We start from the raw sequence: 18,726 nt of genomic DNA, 5'->3' as shown, positions 1-18,726 counted from the left end.
TTGTATAGAATAGGCCAGTCAGCCGACCTATAATGAAGTCACAAAGCAGCGAAAGACTGGCAGGAGGCTATAACATGGAATCGATATTGAAAGCGGAACCAAGTAAATCCGTGTCACCGAAGCACAAACGAGGCATGGGAAACTCTACGGTATGGGAAAGGCTGAAGGAGCAGCGGTTATTGTATCTGCTCATGCTTCCGGCTTTAGTTGTAACGCTCTTATTCTCTTATGTGCCAATGTTTGGCCTATATATGGCCTTCATTAATTATTCGCCGGGCGGCGGCTCGTTTTTCGGACAGTTTTTCACGACGGAGTTTGTCGGGCTGGACTGGTTTAATTACTTTTTCACGAACGGCGATTTCTATAGGGTTATGCGAAATACGCTGGCTCAAAGCTTCTTGTCGCTGTTGTTCGGTTTTCCGATGCCGATCATTTTGGCGCTTATGATTAATGAGCTCCGCAATGGATGGTTCAAGCGGACGTTCCAGACGGTTTCCTACATGCCTCATTTTATATCATGGGTCATTGCAGCAAACATTATCATTACGGTGCTGTCGTCCGAAGGCGTGCTCAACAACCTATTGACGGGGCTTGGATTCATTGAGGAGCCGATTCAATTTATGCAGAAGGGTCCTTTGTTCTGGTGGATCATCGCGTTCTCGAACACGTGGAAGGACATGGGCTTTAACGCGATAATGTATTTGGCCGCGATTTCGGCGATCAATCCCGAGCTTTACGAGGTGGCAAGGGTGGACGGGGCAAGCCGCTTAAAGCAAATGCTGCACATCACGCTGCCGTCGATTAAGCCGACGATTATTATTTTGGCCATTCTGGCGGTAGGCGGCATCTTGAATGCAGGCTTCGATCAGCAGTACTTGCTTCAAAATAATACCGTGCTTCAATATTCGGAGGTTATCGATACGTACACGTACAAATACGGCCTGCAGAACGGGATGTTCTCTTACGGGGCAGCCGTCGGATTGTTCAAATCGGTCGTCGCTTTCATCCTTGTCGTCAGCGTCAACACGATGGCCAAAAAAATGAATGAACAGTCGTTGTTCTAGGATCGACGAAAGGGGAACGCAGCATGGCAAAATTCAAAAATGATTTTATGTTTATGTCCATGGTTTACTTATTCATCATCGCGGTATTTATCGTAACGTTTTATCCTTTCTGGAACATATTCATCATCTCGCTTAACAGCGCCGAGGATACGCTGCGCGGGAACTTGTATTTGTGGCCGAGGGACTTCAGCTTGGCCAGCTATAAGCAGATTTTATCCGACAGCGAGATTTGGCTCGCCATCAAGGTAACGGTGCAGCGGACGATCATCGGCACGCCGCTCGCAGTCATCGTCATCAGCATGGTCGCTTATTCACTGAGCAAACGTGAGCTTGTCGGAGGGAGGTTCTGGTCGCTCTACTTCGTATTCACGATGTATTTCGGCGGCGGGCTTATTCCTTATTACATGGTGCTCAAGAGCCTGCATCTCATCGACAGCTTCATGGTATTCATTCTGCCGAGCATGATGAATGTGTTCTACATGATCATCGTACGCACCTTCATGCAGCAGCTGCCGCAGGAGCTCGACGAGTCAGCGAAGATAGACGGCGCGAACTACCTGCAGATTTTCTTTAAAATTATTTTGCCGCTGACGACGCCCGTGCTTGCCACGATCGGGATGTTTACGGCGATCATGCACTGGAATGCCTGGTTCGATTCCTACGTGTTCACTTATAATTCGGATCTCAAAACGCTGCAGGCCGTGCTGGTCAAAATATTAAACCAATATCAAACCAGCTCGATGGTCGGCGACGCGCAGCAGATGGCCGATGCCTCCAAGCGGCTTGCGGTTTCGCCGGATACGATTAGGATGGCAGCTACCATGGTGGCCACGCTGCCGATTTTGATGGTCTACCCGTTTCTGCAAAAGTATTTCGTTAAGGGCATGACGCTGGGCGCTGTGAAAAGTTAGAGCCGCGATATTCTTGCTGGAGGTGATGGGGGCCTGTAAGGCCAATGCATTTGGGTGGAAATGTACTATAATAAGATCACATATAAGGGGGACTTCTACTATGCGTATTCAAAAATGGCTCGTTCTGTTTCTTGCCGTTATGGTCGTCGGTTCTGTATTATCTGCCTGCGGCTCGAACAATTCGAAAAACGGCGGCAATGCCGAAGTGAATGAAACCGGCTCCGAGAACGGTTCCACGGAACCGCTCACGCTCACTTTTTTTGATAAAAATACAGGCGATAAGTTCAGCAACGCGGTTGCTGCGGAGATTACGAAACGGACGGGAATTACGGTTGAAATTCAGCAGCCGACCGGAAATCCGGCAGAGAAGCTTAATCTGATGCTGGCGAGCGATGATCTGCCCGACATTATTTTATTCGAGCGCGGCAGCGATTTGGTCAATAAATATATCGAGTCGGGCGCTATCATTCCGTTAAACGATTTGATTGAATCCCATGGTCCTGATGTTTCCGAGATGTATGGCGACGTGCTGAACAAGACCCGCTATAAAGACGGTAAAAACTATTACCTCTCCAACTGGTACGGCTTTGAGAGCGAGCCGGTGTTCGGCTTCAACATCCGCAAGGATATCATGAAGGAACTGGCGCCGGATAAAGCGGAGGGCGGCGTGCCGTTCACCGCATCGGAGTTCAAACAGCTGCTTCAGGATTTCAAAGCGAAATATCCGAATATGGACGGGAAAGAAACGATTGCCTTGTCAATGGACGGAGAAAACTTCGGCGGCTCGCTCGGCACCTTCAAAGGCATGTTCGGCATGATGCCATTCTATGAGAACAACGGCAGCTTGCAGTTTGACGTAAAAGATCCGAAATACCGGGATATGATCCTTTACATGAATGATTTGTACCGTTCGGGCTTGCTGGACAAAGAGTGGGCCATTAACAAAAAGCAGGTTTGGGAACAAAAGCTGGCAACGGGAACCGTGCTTGCAACAACGGGCGCATATTGGGAAGCGGGCGGCGCGAATACGATCCTGCTGAAGGATCGCGGCGAGGAATCGCAGATGTTCCCTTATAAGGTTGTTGCCGACGGCGTAGATCCGGCCAAAACGACTTACGGCGGCCGCAGCTCGCTTGGCTGGGATGCGATCACCATTACGAAGAAAAATAAAAATCCGGAGCGCACGATGGAGTTCATGAACTTCCTGGCGAGCGAAGAAGGCCAATATTTGCTCATGTGGGGCATCGAGGGGCAGCACTGGGATATGAAGGACGGTAAGCATACGCCAAGGCCGGAAGTGCTTCAAGGCTTCAAGGATGATTGGAACGCCTACACGAAAGAAACGGGTATCCGCAAATGGACATGGTTCATTAAGAACGGCAAAGGCTCCGACGGAACGCCTTACGATTTGCCGGGACGTTATGAACGCGGGGCAGTCGATCAAATGGCGATCAAAAACCTGGCTGACTCTGTCTATGATTCGGTGCTGTATGACGGCCTAGGACCGCAGGGCGGCACGCCTGAAGCGCTTAACGAGCAGAAGGTGAACGATATTGTGAAGCAGGCTTTGACGAAAGCGATCATGGCCAAAACGGCTGAGGAAGCAAACAGTATTTTCGATAAAATGCTGAGCGACATGAAAGCGGCCGGCGACGAGAAAGTTGAAGCGATTTACACGGGCAATTACAAAAACCGCGTAGAGCTTTGGAAATAACGGCAAGCAGAGCGTGTAGGAGGGCCGGCGCAGCCGGCCTTCTTTCATTCTAATACAGGAGCTGATAAAGAATGATCATGGGAGCATTCAAGCTGGAGCTGGATAACGGCGAATTTGTCGTTGATAACGGCATTATGCAGGCAAGGGCAAATGTAGCGGACGGCAGCGTAACGCTGCGATGGAGCAGCGGCGAAGCGTTGATTGGTCTTTATGCAGAAGCACGTTATGGCCTGGAGCAATTGCGTTCTACGTATTACGGCAAGCATTACGTTAAGGAAGCGGAGGCGCAGCCGATTACGGACGGCTTTGGCAGCGGCATCCGTTGGACGTTTGTGCACGAGGAGCTCGGGAAGCCCGCGCTAAGGCAGCATTTCCGTATGTATGAGCAGCTCCCTTATGTATTGACCGAGCTGGAGGCGGAAAGCGAATTCGACTGGGAGACGAACGAGCTGACACCGCTGGCTGCTTACTTGAATGACGGCAGCGTATTATCGTTTGCGGATGGCTCGGATCCAAGCGAGGAAATCAGAGCGCTGTTTATCCCGTTTGACAATGATAAATGGGTACGCTATGCCTCGCATGCCATTCCTTGCAGCGTGCACAGCTATGAAGCAACGGCGATTTACCGCCCCGCCAGCAGAAACGGCTTTGTGCTCGGATCGGTTACGCATGACCGCTGGAAAACGGGCGTAGTCGTGGAAGGCACGTTCGCGGAAGCGGTCGGCAGGCTGCGCGTCTATGGCGGAGCGGCGGACATGCAGACCAGGGATACGGTTGCGCACGGCGCAATTCGGGGCAGAAGCATTACATCCCCGACAATATTCGTTGGAGCGTTCGCCGACTATCGAGGCGGGCTTGAAGCGTACGGAAGAGCTAACGCGGTATTGTCCCCTGCCCTGCCATGGGAGGGCGGAATTCCGATGGGGTGGAACAGCTGGTCTGCCGTCATGAGCAAGCTGGACTACGACGTCTATACGCACACATCGGATTTTTTTGCCAAGGCATTGCAGCAAAACGGCTTCGCGGACGACAACGACAGCTTGTATGTCAATTTTGATGCTTTTTGGAACAGCTTGCCTGAGGAACAGCTCAAAGACGCCGTACGACGGGTGAAGGAAAACGGCCAAAAACCGGGCATCTATTATACGCCGTTCGCTTTCTGGGGAAGCGACCCGGAGACGCCGGTCGAAGGAACGGACGGCAGGGTGCTTTACCGGGAGATCCTGATTAAGGATCAGGCTGGTCGGCCGCTGCCGAAGCTGGACGGAGCATTCCCGATTGACCCGACGCATCCCGAAGCGCAGGAGCGGATCAAGCGCAGCCTGGACAGCTTTGTCGAGCTCGGCTTTGACTACGTGAAGCTGGATTTCCTGACCCATGGGGCGATGGAAGGCCGATTCCATCTGGAGAGCGTGCGCACGGGGATCCAAGCCTACAATATCGGAATGGCACTTATTCGCGATACGCTTTCGCCGGAGCGGGTCGGCCGGCCGTTTCTGATCAATTTATCGATAGCGCCGTTATTTCCGCATGGCTACGCGCACAGCCGCCGTGTTTCCTGCGACGCCTTCGGGACGATTAATGATACCGAATACATGCTGAACGCGCTTACTTACGGCTGGTGGATCAATGACAGCCTATATCGTTTTAACGATCCCGATCATGTCGTGCTGTACAAAAGCGACAATCAGCGCTCAACCAGCGAGCATGAAGGGAGAAGCCGGCTGAACAGCGCCGTGATTGCCGGCACGTCGCTGCTGCTCGGCGATGATTACCGCGTCTTGGAGGCTGCGCGCAGGGCAAAGGAATGGATGACGAACCGCGAGGTCATGGCGCTTGCGCGGCGCGGCGAAACCTTTAAGCCGGTGGAGGGAAGGAGCGGCAGCAAAGGCGAGGATCTGTTTACGCTGAGAGGAGAAGAGGGCATCTATGTTGCCGCCTTTAACTTTGACGAAGAAAAGGAAAGCGTAAAGCTCGTCTCATTTGCAAGACTTGGCATCGATTCATCTAAGGGGATAGTGGTCCGGGATTTGTGGAGCGGACAAGAGCAGCGCATCGAGGGAGAGAGCGTGGAGTACCGCATGGAACTGGCGCCAGCCGAGTCCAAGCTTCTGCTGTTTAAATAAACTCGGCTTGCGGGATGGGGACGACATGATAATTCCATGTTCGAGGAGACAGTTAAGCAACAGACGGGTGAAGCATAAACCTTTTTGATAAAAAATTAAAAAAACACAGGAACGTAAAGATCGGAATGTTGTAGAAATGGGCAGGCAGCAGTAAAGCGCCCGCTTCTACAACTCCGATCTTTTTCCCGTTTCCCCCGCTACGACAGTCCCTGTCCCTTTACGTTCTGCTTCCGGCACTGTGAAGGAGAAAATCTCTTGTACTGCCTGAACATTTGGCTGAAATAGTTAACGCTGCCAAAGCCGACGTTAAACGCGATTTCCGTGACCGGATCGGAAGAATGGATCAATAATTGCTCTGCAGCATTAATCCGGAGCAAATTGACGTATTCCACGAAGGTTTTGCCCGTCATTTTCTTAAAGGTTCTGCAAAAGTGGTATTCGCTCAGATTGACGATGCCGGCCGCTTGCTGCACGGTCAGCTTCTCCGGATAATGCTGCTCGACAAAGGCGATAAGCTCTTTGAACTTCTCGGTCAATTCTGTATCGATCGGAACTGCGGAGGCAGATGGGCCTTGCAGCTGGTGATGACGGGATAAATGAACCAGCAGCAGATGAAGCATGGAGCGGATTGCGAGCCGGTAGCCTTGGTGCTGCTGCTCGTATTCAGCGATCAGCTGCTTAACGATGCCGGCGATGAATGGATAATGCGCATCCTTAACTGACAGGTGAATGGGAAAAAAACTCTTTCCGGTTATATAAGGATTCGTGATTTGCATGTGATAGGCGTCGGCCATCGAGCTTCCGGCCAAGGAGGAATGAAAGACCACCGCGTAATACTCCACAGGATCGTCAGATTCAGAAAACCCCGTATGGATCAGCCCTTTGTTTACGAACATAAAATCGCCCGGTTCCGGTCTGACCGTCTCGGAGCCAATATAGAAAATTGCGTTTCCGCGGATAAAATAAATGATTTCCCAATCGTCATGCCAGTGCAAGTGCAGGATCTCCTTGCCCGTCGGAATGATATGGAAAACGTCCAGCGGAAAACCGGGCTCTTGGTGAGGCACGTCTTGTTTGATTTGATGAAGATTTGTCATGACGCAGTCCCTCCGAAAAGCAAGATTCCTTAACTTTACAGCAATATCAGATAGAGAACTCTATATTTGAAGCACCTATAATTATAGACAATCAGCCACTGGAATGAAAGCGTTAACTAAGGTAAGGAAGGCCAAATCAAAGGTCTATGGGAGGTTATGGCATGGCGTTCGACGTTGAGTCGACAACAGGAGATTCAAGCTGGTATACGCATGATAGATTCGGCATGTTCATTCATTGGGGCTTATATTCGCTGGGGGCCAGGCATGAGTGGATGAAAGGCCGGGAATTTATGACAAATGAGCAGTACAACAAATATTTCAAACGCTTCGACCCAGATATGTATGATCCCGAGTTATGGGCTTCCCTGGCGGCCGATGCCGGCATGAAATATTTTGTCATCACCGCCAAGCACCATGAGGGATTCTGTTTATGGGATTCCAAGCTGACCGATTATAAAGCGACGAACACGCCGGCAGGCCGGGATCTGCTGACGCCGATGGTGGAAGCCTTCCGTTCAAAAGGCATCAGACCGGGACTGTATTATTCCTTATTGGACTGGCATCACCGGCATTATACGCTCGACGTCAAGCATCCGCTCCGTTACAACGAGGCGTTTCTCGAAGACCAACGGAACCGCGAATGGCAGCAGTATGTCGATTATTTGCATGGGCAAACGAGGGAGCTGCTGACGGAGTTCGGCAAGATCGATATGATGTTTTTTGATTTCTCGATCCCGCCGGAGCAGGGCTTCCCGGGCAAAGGCAAGGAAGAGTGGCAAAGCGAGGAGCTGGTGCAGCTCATCCGTGAGCTGCAGCCGCACATTCTGCTGAACGACCGTCTGCAGGTGAAGGGGGATATTACTACGCCGGAGCAGTATCAACCGCGTGAGTGGATTCAAATGAACGGCAAGCGCGTAGTCTGGGAAGCATGCCATACTTTCAGCGGCTCATGGGGGTATTACCGTGACGAGGAAACGTGGAAGAGCGTAGACACTCTTGTGAAAATGTTGATTGATACGGTAAGCAAGGGCGGCAACCTGCTGCTTAACGTCGGTCCTACCGGACGCGGCGAATTCGACGAACGGGCGATCGATCGGCTGAAAGGCATCGGCGAATGGATGAAGCCCCACAACAAGTCGATTTATGGATGCACCGCAGCGCCGGAGGAATTCCAATGTCCCGAAGACTGCCGATTTACGTACAATCCGGAGAGCAAGCGCCTATATCTGCATATTTACAGCTGGCCTTTCAAGCATATTCATCTGCGCGGTTTCTCCGGCAGGGTGGAATACGCACAGCTGCTGAACGATGCCTCGGAAATAAGAATGGTGCAAGGCGAAGAGGAGATGACGATGGAAGCGGGAGCGTTCAACGAAGGCCGGTCGCGCGATATTTTAACGCTGCAGCTGCCGGTCAAGAAGCCGAACGTAACCGTGCCCGTCATTGAGCTTTTCTTGAGAAACTAAGCCGGAAACGACGGAACGTACATGGAGATGAGACGATGAGTAAACCGAAGCTGGGATTGCAGGGGCCGGTTATTGCCTGGCAGGACTCTTGGGCGGGAGAAGCGTCCGATGAGATCATGCGCACGGGCACGGGCAGCGTGTATCCTTCCCAGGATGATACGCCGCCCCCGGGCCGGTTCGTTGAAGCGATGAAGGAGCTCGGCGCGGAGTTTTATGTGCACCATATGTTCCCCAGCCTGGCCGGCCAATCGGAAATGATACGCGATATGGCGGGACACGGCATGGACGTGTGCTTAGGAAACGAATACGGCAATATTAACGGCCCTTTCGTAGAAGGGACGAACCGGTACGACGTGCCGGATGATGCGCTGCTTGAAGCGGCTCGCAGCGGCAAGCTAATCGGACTGCTGTACGATGAACCCGAGCATTTGCAAATTAATGCGTCGCAATACCGCAAGGATGAGTTCCTGCCGCATTGGGGAGGAACGGAAGGCAAGTCGCTTGCGCAATCACAGGAATGGGTAACCGAGGCGGTTGCGGAGAGAGTGAATCGCGTACGCGGCGTCCTGGCGGGAGCCGGACTGGACCCGGACCGGGTGCCGCTCGTATCCGAATTCGTGTTTCCGACCTTGTTCCATACGAAAGCCCGCGGCGGAATGGCCGTTTGCCCGAAAATTATGAAAGAGTCTTTTCAATCGCTGCAGCTTTCCACGGCTCTTGGCGCGGCGAAGCAATATGGCCGGGCAATGTGGATTTGCGCCGACCTATGGGGGCCGGATGCCGGGCCATGGTTCACCCGTACCTCCGGATTTCCAGGCCATTCGCCGGAGGAATACGCTTCGGCTCTGCGAATGGGCTATTATATGGGCCCGACCCATCTGTTTACGGAAAATATCGACGTTTTGCTGCAGTACGAGAACGACCGGTTCCGCAAGACGGAATTCGGGGACGTATGGGATGAGTTCGTGCGCGGCTTCGTTCCGGAGCATCCCTTGACTTGGACGCACGGCCAAGCCGAGCCCGATATCGTTGTCATCCATTCGGATAACAGCAACTACGGGCAGAACGAAAGGTTATTCGGCAATCGCGGGCTGACCGCTCCGGCTTCGACGCAAAGTGTGTTCCATGTGTGGCATCTTCTCAGTCACGGTACCATTCCCGCCCACGGAAGCTGCATGCATATTCCCGGCTATTCGTTTCCCCGGCAACAGTTGAAAGCGCAGGTTCCGAAGGATCGCTTTCCGCTGAAGGAAGGCTGGCCTTTTCCCTTGGAGGAGCGGGTGCATCCGCTGCATTATCCGGTCAACAATGTACTTGTATTTGACGATACGGTACAAGAACATCAGCTTGGCTGTCCGAAGCTGATCCTGGTTGCCGGCGACCGGATATCGGAAGAGACTTTGAAGGCGGTTCGCCGCCGGGCGGAGTCGGGAGCAACGGTCATTATCGCACGATGGCTGTCATCGGATCATTGGCCCGCAAGCGGCCGCGCCGGTGAAGGCAATTGGCTCGTGACCGACAGCTTTTTAACGGATGACCTCGTGAAGGAAGCGGTTGAGTCGTTCCTCGGCAGTCCCGATTGCTGGATGCAGCGCTTCGGCGGCACGGAGGTACGGATGTATAAGGAGGACGCGCAAGGCTTTACGCTTGATTTTGAAATAAGAAAGGGGTGAACCGTACGACATGAGCCGGTATGCCGCGACATGTGAAATCAGGGAAGGGCTTCCGGTCATCGTATTGACCGATGCGGCCTGCAAGGCGACGGCGGAATTGCTGCCGGCGGCCGGCAACAATCTTTACCGCTTCGAAAGCAATGGGCATCCGGTTATTATGCCGCCGGCAAGTCTTCAATCTTTGAAGAATGAACCGTTCGAGGCTTTCAAATACGGCACGCCTATTTTATTTCCGCCCAACCGTGTGAAGCGAGGCCGGTTTTCGTTTCGCGGACGCCAGTACAGTCTGCCTTTGAACGAGCCTCCAGACAATCATCTGCATGGCGAGATTTCCTCCAGAGGCTGGGAGGTTATCGAACAAGGAGCAAGCGATCATGGCGGAGCTTCGGTCACCAGCCGTTTTCATTACGCCTTGCATCCGGATCTGCTGGAATATTTCCCGCATCCGCTTTCGTTTACCGTCACCTACCGCCTCTTCGAAGGACGGCTGATGATGGACACGAAAATCCGGAACGACGGGGAGGACGAGGCGCCTTTCGCGTTTGGGCTCCATCCTTACTTTTCTATCCCTTTTAAGAGCGGGGAGCAGCTTACATTGAAGGTTCCGGCTGCCTCGGAGTGGCCGGTAACGAATGAGGCGTTCGTAATGGGAACGCCGGCAGTTACGCCATTCAGTCAAGCATTGAAGGAAGGTGTCAGCATGACGGATTATCCGCGGCTCGGCTGCTCGCTGCTGGGACTGGAAGAAGAGGCAGCGGATCATACATGCCGAATCGAAATGAAGGACAGCGGGTATGCGATCACCTACCGCTTCGACCGCAAATTCCCGTTTCTCGTTTTATTCCGTCCCGATTGGGCCGAGGCCTATTCGCTGGAGCCGTATACGAGCGTCACCGACGCTTTCAATTTGCCCTACGGCCACGAGCTGACTGGAGCACGGGGAATCGGAGCAGGGGAAGAAATCCGTTTTTCAACCAGCCTAGCTGTGGATGCTTTGGTTTAAGAATAGGGTTTCCATGCGATTGGAAGATCAAATGGTCCGCGCAGCATAATTGTTCACCCTAATTTTTAAGAGCGGAGGAGGACTGTCATATGGAAGCTGTCGATTTGAATTTACCTATCAATCCGGAAATGCCTAGGCGCAAAGATTACCGGATCGGCTGCATCGGTTCCGGGTTCATCATGAGGGATTGCCATCTCGTGGCGTACAGGGACGCAGGATTTCACCCGTACGCCATCAGTTCGAGAACGCACGGAAATGCCATAGCGGCAGCGGAGCTGCATGGAATCCCCCATGTGTACGAAACATGGGAGGAGCTGATCCGGGATCCGCAAATCGAAATCTTGGATATCGCTGTTCCCCCGGACCGGCAGCTGGAAATCGTTCGGGAAGCCGTCAAGCAAGCTCACATTAAAGGGATTTTATGCCAGAAGCCTCTTGCCATGAATATGCGGGAAGCGTGCGAAATCGTGGAGCTGTGCGAAGAGGCGGGCATTAAAATCGGCGTCAATTCGAATATGCGTTACGACCAATCCGTGCGGGCATTGAAAGCGGTACTCGATAGGGGGTATCTCGGAGAGCCGGTACTGGCGACGATCGAAATGCGGGCTATCCCGCACTGGCAGGATTTTCTTCACAAGTATGAGCATGTTGAAATTCTCAATATGGGTATCCACCATATCGATGCCTTCCGCTATTTGTTCGGCGATCCCGAGAGGATTACCGCCGTTGCGCGCAGGGATCCCCGCATCGCCTTCAAGCATATCGACGGCATCTCCCAATATACGTTCCAGTACGGCAATGAGCTGATGGCAACCAGCCTGGACGATGCGTATGCGTGGCCGGGCGAAGGGACCGAGCAGGATATTTATATCAAATGGAGAGTCGAAGGACTGGATGGCGTGGCCCAAGGGACGATCGGCTGGCCAACCTATCCGGAAAGAACGCCAAGCACGCTCGAGTTTACGACCAAGCAGTCGCCGGGCAAATGGCACCGTCCCGCATGGGACCGGGTGTGGTTTCCGGATGCGTTCCAGGGAACGATGGCCCAGCTGCTGCGCGCGGTCGAAACGGATACGGAGCCCGAAATCGGAGGAAGGGATAACCTGCATACGATGGCGTTAGTGGAGGCGTGCTACAAGTCCATTGCCGAACGGCGCACGGTCGATTTTTCTGAGACGGCAAGCAAAATCAAATCCTATACGTTTGAGGGAGGCAGTCCGCTATGATTTCAGTAGGTATTTTCAACGGGTATTATCCTTACACGCTTTCGGAAACGATCGCCAAAATACAAAAAGACGGATTTTCCTGCGTTCAGCTCGATTTGTCGTTCAAGGACATGGACCTTTCTCTCGATTCCCTTACGCGGGAAAAGGCCCATCAAATTCGCGACGCGTTCCGGGAAGCCAACCTGCCGGTCGTCTGTATTTCTGGCTACACCAATATCATTCATCCGGACCCAAGGAAGCGGGCGGAAAATATTGAGGGCTTGAAGACGCTGCTGAAATTTGCCCGCGATCTCGGCTCGCCCTACGTCATCAGCGAGACGGGAACGTACAATACGGAAAGCGATTGGGTATGGGATCCGAAAAACGGTACCGAAGAAGCTTATGAGGCGGTATGCGGGGAACTCGAGAGCCTGGCAAAATTTGCGTATGACCACGGTTCTATGTTTCTGGTGGAAAACTACGTCAACAACGTCATCGGCTCCGTCGATCAGCTGACCCGCTTATTCTCGGACGTCAATCACCCGGGCCTTGGCCTTCTGATGGACCCTACCAACTATTTCACGGAAAAAAATATCAATCAAATCGACGAAGAGCTAAACCGCATCTTCAATACGCTGGGCGACAAAATCAAGATCGCTCATGCGAAAGACTGCAAGCCTGCCGTAGATACTTCAGAGAAGCATGCGGCGATCGATGCGGCTGAATCGCATACGTTCCGCGGCGCCGGCGGCGTGGAACTCCCCGCTCCCGGCCTTGGTATTTTGAATTATGACCTGTATTTGCAGCGCCTCTCCAAGCTTCATCCGAATATACCGATCATCATCGAGCATCTGGATGAGCAGGACATCCCGCGCGCGAAACGGTTTCTCGACGGCAAATTAAAGGAAAACGGCTGTTAACCGGCCGAATCCTGAGTGTGGTCGGACCGGCGGGTAAGCCCGATGATTGCCGGGTTTATCCGCCGTCTATTTTCCCAGCAAAAAGGAGGAGCGATCCATGGCTTCCGTCATCAGGCAAAAACGGGATTACAGCATCACCGGACCCGAAAACCAACGTGCGCATGAACGAGGATTGGTCGCGGCCGAATGGTATACATGCCCGATTCCCCGCCAGCGCATGAAAGAGTTGATGAAAAGAAAGAACGGTCCGGCTATCCGGGATACGCTCATTTGGTTCGGCTCACTTCTCATCGTAGGTTATATTGCTTATCTGGCATGGGGATCGTGGTGGGCCGTTCCGGCGTTTTTGGCTTACGGCATTCTCTATGCGACGCCCGGCGATTCCCGTTGGCATGAGTGCGGGCACGGAACCGCGTTTAAGACGCCTTGGATGAACGAATTCGTGTACCAAATCGCATCCTTTATGGTATTGCGGTCTGCTACGCCTTGGCGATGGAGCCATGCCCGCCATCATACGGATACGATCATCGTTGGGCGCGACCCGGAAATTATTACGGAGAGACCGCCGGTCTGGAAAATTCTAATTATGCAAATCTTCCATCTTTACGGCGGTCCGATTGAGCTGAAACGGTTTATGCTGCATACATTCGGAAAACTGGATACGCAGGAAAAGGAGTATATTCCCGTCTCTGAGCATCGCAAAACGTTCCGCGAGGCCCGCATTTACATGCTCATCCTGCTGGCGGTCGCTGTTGCATGCGTGTATGCAGGGAGTATCCTTCCCGCTATGTTTTTGTTCTTGCCTTCTTTTTACGGAGGGATCGTCGTCATTTTATTCGGCATTACGCAGCATTTGGGACTTCACGAGGACGTGCTTGACCACCGGTTGAACACCCGCACCATTTATATGAATCCGGTATTGCGGTTTCTGTACTGGAACATGAACTATCATGTCGAGCATCATATGTTCCCGATGGTTCCCTATCATGCGCTGCCGAAGCTCCATCAAGAGATGAAAGCCGATTGCCCGGCTGCGCGTCCGGGCTTGTTCGCCGCTTTAAAAGAAGTGATTGCGGCTCTTCGGAAGCAAAAGCATAATCCCGCTTATGTTGTAGAAAAACCGCTGCCGGTTACCGCACACCCCTATATGCGCGGCGTACGGCAGGATACCAGCCTAAGGAGTGAAGTGCAATGAGGACCGGAACGTGGATCGAAGCCTGCGCGGCGGATGCTGTTGATGTGGAGGATGTGATCCGTTTTGACTTTGAGGATCGCACCTATGCGATATACAGGACGGAAAATGGGGAATACTTCGCCTCCGACGGGTTCTGCACCCATGAAAGGATTCATCTGTCGAACGGCTTAGTGATGGGCAGCGTCATTGAATGCCCGAAGCATAACGGCCGTTTCGACATTCCTACCGGCAAAGCGAAGCGGGCGCCGGTATGCGTAGATTTAAAAACGTACCCCGTGAAGGTTGAAGCAGGAAAAGTGTTTATTCAAGCCTAGCTTCTGCGCGTCAATCTAACAGAAAAGGAACGAATCGATGAAATATAATGTGTTCGGCCGCATGGGAAGGCAGGTATCACGCTTAGGCTTTGGCGCAATGGGCCTCGGAGGCTCATTCGGTGCCTATGAAGAGAAGGACCTGGTCCGGTCCGTCATTCACAGCTTGGAGCGGGGCGTGACTTTTATCGATACCGCGCGCAACTATGGGGAATCGGAGCGGATTTTAGGCCTGGCTTTGCGGGAGTGGAGCGGAGAAAGGCCATTCCTTGCTTCCAAAATCCAGTCCAAAGGCCCGGGAAACCTGGGCTGGGGCATTCCGATCCCGGTGGAAACGGCGTATCCGAGAGGCTGGCTAAGGGAAAGCACGGAAACTTCGCTCAGGCAGCTCGGCGTCGACACCATTGATTTGATGCAGCTTCATCAATATTGGCCGCAGTGGGATAGCTCGGACTATTGGATGGATGAGCTGCTTGAGCTCAAGCAGGAAGGGAAGATCGGAGCAATCGGCATTTCATTGCCCGACCAGCGCCATGATATTGCGCTTCCGATCGTGCAAAGCGGTAAAATTGATTCCGTCCAAACGGTGTTTCATATTTTCGACCCGCAGCCGCTCGACTGCCTGATTCCGGCTTGCGAGCAGAACAATGTCGCGCTCATCGCGCGCTGCATATTGGACGAGGGCGGATTGACGGGGTTTTTGAAAGGGGACACGGTGTTCGAAGACGGCGATTTCCGGAAATCTTATTTTGATTATTTGCCCCGCAGCTTGTATATCGAGCGTGTCAATCGGCTGCGGGAAATGTTCATACCTGCTTATGCCGGCAGTTTGGCGGAGCTTGCCATTAAATTCGTTTTGCATCATCCGGGCGTAACCACGGCCATCTCCTCAATGCATGTGACAAAGTTTGCGGACGAGAACATCGCCGCCGTTGATCGCGAGCCTTTACCGGATAGCGTATTCGAGGAAATCAGACGCCATCACAGATGGGTGAGAAATTTTTATGAAACCAAATACTGGGATTAAGACGTTGTGGGCGGAACTGCTGCCTTATGAATTCAAACAAAGAATAGCGGAATGTCCTGTCGTCTATTTGCCGCTTGGCCTTTGCGAGCCGCATGGGCAGGTCAGCGCGTTCGGTCTGGATACGATAAAAGCGGAATGGCTCTGCCTGGAAGCAGCCCGGCAAGCCGGAGGCATCGTCGCCCCTTCCATGGGCTATCACATTCATGAAACAGGCTACCATGCCGGCTGGCTGGAACAAACGGTAGGCGAGCAGCAACCGCATATGACGGCCATGCCGCCGGGCATCTATCTTTCCTTTTTTTTGTACCAGCTCAGGGCGTTCGTAAATGCGGGGTTTAAAGCGATTGTTGTGATCTCCGGGCACAGCGGGGGAAATCAAGCGGATTTGCGGAAAGCAGCGGATCTATTTATGAAATACGTTCCGGTCCAAGTATGGGTAAGAAGCGATCCGGAGCTGGTCGAGGGATTATACGTAGGCGACCATGCCGGCAAATACGAGCTTTCGCAATTGATGCATATCCGGCCGGATTTAGTCGATATGAGTGCCAATCGGTACGAAGAGCTGCCGGATTACGGCGGGCGACTGGCGATTGGGGCAGATGCGCTTGAAGCGAATGCGGAATGGGGAAAAGCGATCATGGAAGCCTGCTTAAACCGCTTATGCTCCGAAGTTTCCCGAATGAAGGAAGAATCAGAACGAACAACCGCGAAGCAAGATGTTCCTTATTCAACGATCGAATTGGTTTTAAAAGAACTCATGCAAAGCACCGAGGAATGGGTGACGGCCAACCCTTGGAACGGGCAAGCAGCCGTATCCGAGCACTCCCGGTGGAAGCCGTATGAATATTATCGGGTGATGAGATAAGGGGAAGGTAGGACAAACGCTTTGCCTGCCAATGCATCCCGGTAAAGTGATAAGCAAAACAGTTATGCATAACGATACCACTAGAGCTTGGCCATAGAACAAGGAGGAAGCAGACCTATGAAAACTTACAAACTGGGCGTTGTCGGATTGGGAGAAGGCCGTAGCATTATGTCGGCCGCTTTAAGCAGCAAGCGTTGGGAGCTTGAGATGGTGTGCGACATCAATCCGTCAATGTGCGAACTTCGCGCAGAGGAGTTCGGCTTCAACCGCTGGACGACAGATTACGGCACGCTGCTTGGCAATCCCGATATTGACGTGATAGCGATCTATACGCCGGACCAGCTGCATCTTACCCACATTATCCAAGCGCTGGAGGCGGGGAAACATGTCATCTGCACCAAGCCGCTGCTCACCTCGCTGGAAGGCTCGAACGAGCTGCTGGAGACGGTGCGGAAGTCCGGAAAGCGTGTATTCGTCGGTCAGAGCTCGCGCTTCTTCGAGCCGATGATCCGGCAGCGGGCGGACTTTGAGAAGGGGCGGCACGGCGACGTTCAAACGGTTGAGGCCCATTATATCGCGGACAGCCGCTGGTTTCTGGACAAACCGTGGAGCCGCCAGCGCGGCTTCAGCTGGATGTACAATTTTATGATCCATGCCGTCGATTTGGTGCGCTGGTATTTGCCTGGCGTGACCGAGGTAACGGGCTTCGGAAATGTGAGCGAAACAAGCCGCAGCTACGGCCTGGACACCTGGGATTCGATGCGCTTCCTCGTCCGTGACGAGCAGGGCAGAATCGGCCAAATTTCGGGCAGCTACACGCTGCCGGCGTTAGGATCGGATGTCGAGCCCGGCATCGGCTGCGTCATTCGAGGTACGAAGGGATCTTCGCGGGCGGAATACTCTAATTTGCGTTACCATACGCATTTTGCGGGGGAAGGGAAAGCCACGCATTCCTTCGAGGAAATGCATGATTACTATTTTCGCTTCGAGGGCAAAAGCCACCATGCCGGGGAATACCAAAATTACATTGAATATTTTGCGGACTGCCTGGATACGGGAGCCGTCCCGCTGCCGGACGTAGAGGAAGCCGTGCGGACGCTGGCTTTGATGGCGGCCATGGAGCGAAGCATGAAGGAAGGCGGCAAGCCGATTAGCATCGACGATATTGTCCGTGAGAACGCATTGGCTTGAACCGCTGATATTACGCGGATGAACGTCTTAGTCTATAACATCCCGTATGCTGACCATGCGGGATGGCTAGCTGCATTTGATGTATTTAAATCGGCGATAATGGCCAAATCATTGGTTTATCGGGATTTAGTTACATGGAATGCAGTTATTTTTATTGTTTTTTTTGATTTTCGTTCAAATAATCCTTCGGTGTGCATCCCGTCATTTGCTTGAAGAGACGGCTGAAATAAAACTGGTCGGGGTAACCGACCTGTTCTCCTACTTCCTTGACGGATAAATGCCGGCGGTTGGCCAGCAAATATTTGGCTTCATTGATGCGAAGCGCCATCAGGTAGCGGGAAGGTAGCTCGCCCGTGTGCTTGATGAACAGCTTGCTCAAATAGGAGGCGTTGAAGTTGAAATTACGGGCGATTTGCTCCAGGCTCACTTCCTTCTGAAAGTTGTCCCTGAGGAACTGCTGCACCCTCCTTACGATTTCCTCGGTGCTTATCCCTTGGTTTTGCATGCCTTTCATGTTTTCTTTGTAGGTGGATTCTTCGCGCTCAATAGCGGTTTTCACTTTTGCGAGCACGCGCTGCAGCTCATCCGCGGAGACGGGCTTCAGCAAGTAGTCGGTAACGCCGAATTGTATGGCTTGGCGCGCATATTCAAAATCGGCATAGCCGCTCGTGATGATTTTGCAGACGCGGGGATGATACAGGTGCATATGCTTGATTAACTCCATACCGTCCATGACAGGCATCCGGATATCCGTCACCAGCAGATCGGGCTGTCCGGATTGGACGAGCTCGAGCGCTTCTTTCCCGTTTTGGGCGGTGCCGATGACCTTAACCGCCTCGTCTAGCCCTTCGATTTTGCGGGCCAGATTGTTGCGGATCAAATCCTCGTCCTCGGCGACAATCACTCTGATTTGCCTTGCGTCATCCATCATGAAGACCTTCTTTCCATAAGGATATTG

General features: G+C 52.8%; 16 protein-coding genes. 14 read left to right on the top strand and 2 right to left on the bottom strand.

Annotated features, from left to right (window positions below):
- Positions 1-74: 74 nt before the first annotated feature.
- The 4 genes from ACN6MW_RS05510 to ACN6MW_RS05495 all read left to right on the top strand — a co-directional run bounded on the left by ACN6MW_RS05510 (position 75) and on the right by ACN6MW_RS05495 (position 5,815).
- On the top strand, positions 75-1,064 hold the full coding sequence (locus ACN6MW_RS05510) for an ABC transporter permease (protein WP_419874563.1): 990 nt from the start codon (positions 75-77) through the stop codon (positions 1,062-1,064).
- Between the two features lie 23 nt (positions 1,065-1,087).
- On the top strand, positions 1,088-1,975 hold the full coding sequence (locus tag ACN6MW_RS05505; RefSeq protein ID WP_419874562.1) for a carbohydrate ABC transporter permease: 888 nt from the start codon (positions 1,088-1,090) through the stop codon (positions 1,973-1,975).
- Between the two features lie 100 nt (positions 1,976-2,075).
- Positions 2,076-3,689 carry an ABC transporter substrate-binding protein gene (locus ACN6MW_RS05500; protein WP_419874561.1) on the top strand — a complete coding sequence of 538 codons (1,614 nt, stop codon included), beginning with the start codon at positions 2,076-2,078 and terminating at the stop codon, positions 3,687-3,689.
- Between the two features lie 71 nt (positions 3,690-3,760).
- Positions 3,761-5,815: an alpha-galactosidase gene (locus ACN6MW_RS05495; RefSeq protein ID WP_419874560.1), complete on the top strand. Its 2,055-nt coding sequence runs from the start codon at positions 3,761-3,763 to the stop codon at positions 5,813-5,815.
- A 197-nt stretch (positions 5,816-6,012) separates the two neighbouring features.
- On the opposite strand, the gene ACN6MW_RS05490 is transcribed toward ACN6MW_RS05495, so the two are convergent.
- Positions 6,013-6,912, bottom strand: coding sequence for a helix-turn-helix domain-containing protein (locus ACN6MW_RS05490; RefSeq protein WP_419874559.1), 900 nt, complete (start codon positions 6,910-6,912; stop codon positions 6,013-6,015).
- Between the two features lie 161 nt (positions 6,913-7,073).
- Here ACN6MW_RS05490 and ACN6MW_RS05485 point away from each other — a divergent pair, with 161 nt between their 5' ends.
- The 10 genes from ACN6MW_RS05485 (at position 7,074) to ACN6MW_RS05440 (ending at position 17,768) form a co-directional block, all read left to right on the top strand.
- The gene (locus tag ACN6MW_RS05485) at positions 7,074-8,378 is read left to right on the top strand and encodes an alpha-L-fucosidase (RefSeq protein WP_419874558.1); all 1,305 of its coding nucleotides are present in this window, start codon (positions 7,074-7,076) and stop codon (positions 8,376-8,378) included.
- Between the two features lie 35 nt (positions 8,379-8,413).
- Positions 8,414-10,051: a hypothetical protein gene (locus tag ACN6MW_RS05480; RefSeq protein WP_419874557.1), complete on the top strand. Its 1,638-nt coding sequence runs from the start codon at positions 8,414-8,416 to the stop codon at positions 10,049-10,051.
- A 10-nt stretch (positions 10,052-10,061) separates the two neighbouring features.
- Positions 10,062-11,054: an aldose 1-epimerase gene (locus ACN6MW_RS05475; protein WP_419874556.1), complete on the top strand. Its 993-nt coding sequence runs from the start codon at positions 10,062-10,064 to the stop codon at positions 11,052-11,054.
- An 89-nt stretch (positions 11,055-11,143) separates the two neighbouring features.
- On the top strand, positions 11,144-12,280 hold the full coding sequence (locus ACN6MW_RS05470) for a Gfo/Idh/MocA family protein (protein WP_419874555.1): 1,137 nt from the start codon (positions 11,144-11,146) through the stop codon (positions 12,278-12,280).
- Positions 12,277-13,179: a sugar phosphate isomerase/epimerase family protein gene (locus tag ACN6MW_RS05465; protein ID WP_419874554.1), complete on the top strand. Its 903-nt coding sequence runs from the start codon at positions 12,277-12,279 to the stop codon at positions 13,177-13,179. The genes ACN6MW_RS05470 and ACN6MW_RS05465 overlap by 4 nt, the downstream gene beginning before the upstream one ends.
- Positions 13,180-13,276: 97 nt before the next feature.
- Positions 13,277-14,374, top strand: coding sequence for a fatty acid desaturase family protein (locus ACN6MW_RS05460; protein WP_419874553.1), 1,098 nt, complete (start codon positions 13,277-13,279; stop codon positions 14,372-14,374).
- Positions 14,371-14,688 (top strand): MocE family 2Fe-2S type ferredoxin, encoded by a 318-nt coding sequence (locus tag ACN6MW_RS05455; RefSeq protein ID WP_419874552.1) that lies wholly within the window; start codon positions 14,371-14,373, stop codon positions 14,686-14,688. The genes ACN6MW_RS05460 and ACN6MW_RS05455 overlap by 4 nt, the downstream gene beginning before the upstream one ends.
- 37 nt (positions 14,689-14,725) lie before the next feature.
- A complete protein-coding gene (locus ACN6MW_RS05450; protein WP_419874551.1) occupies positions 14,726-15,712 on the top strand; it encodes an aldo/keto reductase in 987 nt (328 codons plus the stop codon).
- A complete protein-coding gene (locus tag ACN6MW_RS05445; protein WP_419874550.1) occupies positions 15,690-16,577 on the top strand; it encodes a creatininase family protein in 888 nt (295 codons plus the stop codon). The genes ACN6MW_RS05450 and ACN6MW_RS05445 overlap by 23 nt, the downstream gene beginning before the upstream one ends.
- Before the next feature lie 117 nt (positions 16,578-16,694).
- Entirely contained in the window at positions 16,695-17,768 is a 1,074-nt protein-coding gene (locus ACN6MW_RS05440) for a Gfo/Idh/MocA family protein (RefSeq protein ID WP_419874549.1), read from the top strand.
- Positions 17,769-17,919: 151 nt separating this feature from the next.
- Here ACN6MW_RS05440 and ACN6MW_RS05435 read toward each other — a convergent pair whose 3' ends face one another.
- Positions 17,920-18,699 carry a response regulator transcription factor gene (locus ACN6MW_RS05435; RefSeq protein ID WP_419874548.1) on the bottom strand — a complete coding sequence of 260 codons (780 nt, stop codon included), beginning with the start codon at positions 18,697-18,699 and terminating at the stop codon, positions 17,920-17,922.
- Positions 18,700-18,726: the final 27 nt, after the last annotated feature.

The organism is Pristimantibacillus sp. PTI5 (assembly GCF_048572955.1).
Taxonomy (GTDB): Bacteria; Bacillota; Bacilli; order Paenibacillales; family Paenibacillaceae; genus Pristimantibacillus.
Note: the sequence above shows the minus strand (reverse complement) of the source record. Positions and strands in the feature narration are given on the sequence as shown.

Coding starts and splice junctions, on each gene's coding strand:
- ACN6MW_RS05505 (WP_419874562.1), top strand. CDS start 1,088: ATGGCAAAATTCAAAAATGATTTTATGTTTATGTCCATGGTTTACTTA.
- ACN6MW_RS05470 (WP_419874555.1), top strand. CDS start 11,144: ATGGAAGCTGTCGATTTGAATTTACCTATCAATCCGGAAATGCCTAGG.
- ACN6MW_RS05465 (WP_419874554.1), top strand. CDS start 12,277: ATGATTTCAGTAGGTATTTTCAACGGGTATTATCCTTACACGCTTTCG.
- ACN6MW_RS05485 (WP_419874558.1), top strand. CDS start 7,074: ATGGCGTTCGACGTTGAGTCGACAACAGGAGATTCAAGCTGGTATACG.
- ACN6MW_RS05455 (WP_419874552.1), top strand. CDS start 14,371: ATGAGGACCGGAACGTGGATCGAAGCCTGCGCGGCGGATGCTGTTGAT.
- ACN6MW_RS05490 (WP_419874559.1), bottom strand. CDS start 6,912: ATGACAAATCTTCATCAAATCAAACAAGACGTGCCTCACCAAGAGCCC.
- ACN6MW_RS05460 (WP_419874553.1), top strand. CDS start 13,277: ATGGCTTCCGTCATCAGGCAAAAACGGGATTACAGCATCACCGGACCC.
- ACN6MW_RS05510 (WP_419874563.1), top strand. CDS start 75: ATGGAATCGATATTGAAAGCGGAACCAAGTAAATCCGTGTCACCGAAG.
- ACN6MW_RS05475 (WP_419874556.1), top strand. CDS start 10,062: ATGAGCCGGTATGCCGCGACATGTGAAATCAGGGAAGGGCTTCCGGTC.
- ACN6MW_RS05445 (WP_419874550.1), top strand. CDS start 15,690: ATGAAACCAAATACTGGGATTAAGACGTTGTGGGCGGAACTGCTGCCT.
- ACN6MW_RS05495 (WP_419874560.1), top strand. CDS start 3,761: ATGATCATGGGAGCATTCAAGCTGGAGCTGGATAACGGCGAATTTGTC.
- ACN6MW_RS05480 (WP_419874557.1), top strand. CDS start 8,414: ATGAGTAAACCGAAGCTGGGATTGCAGGGGCCGGTTATTGCCTGGCAG.
- ACN6MW_RS05440 (WP_419874549.1), top strand. CDS start 16,695: ATGAAAACTTACAAACTGGGCGTTGTCGGATTGGGAGAAGGCCGTAGC.
- ACN6MW_RS05500 (WP_419874561.1), top strand. CDS start 2,076: ATGCGTATTCAAAAATGGCTCGTTCTGTTTCTTGCCGTTATGGTCGTC.
- ACN6MW_RS05450 (WP_419874551.1), top strand. CDS start 14,726: ATGAAATATAATGTGTTCGGCCGCATGGGAAGGCAGGTATCACGCTTA.
- ACN6MW_RS05435 (WP_419874548.1), bottom strand. CDS start 18,699: ATGATGGATGACGCAAGGCAAATCAGAGTGATTGTCGCCGAGGACGAG.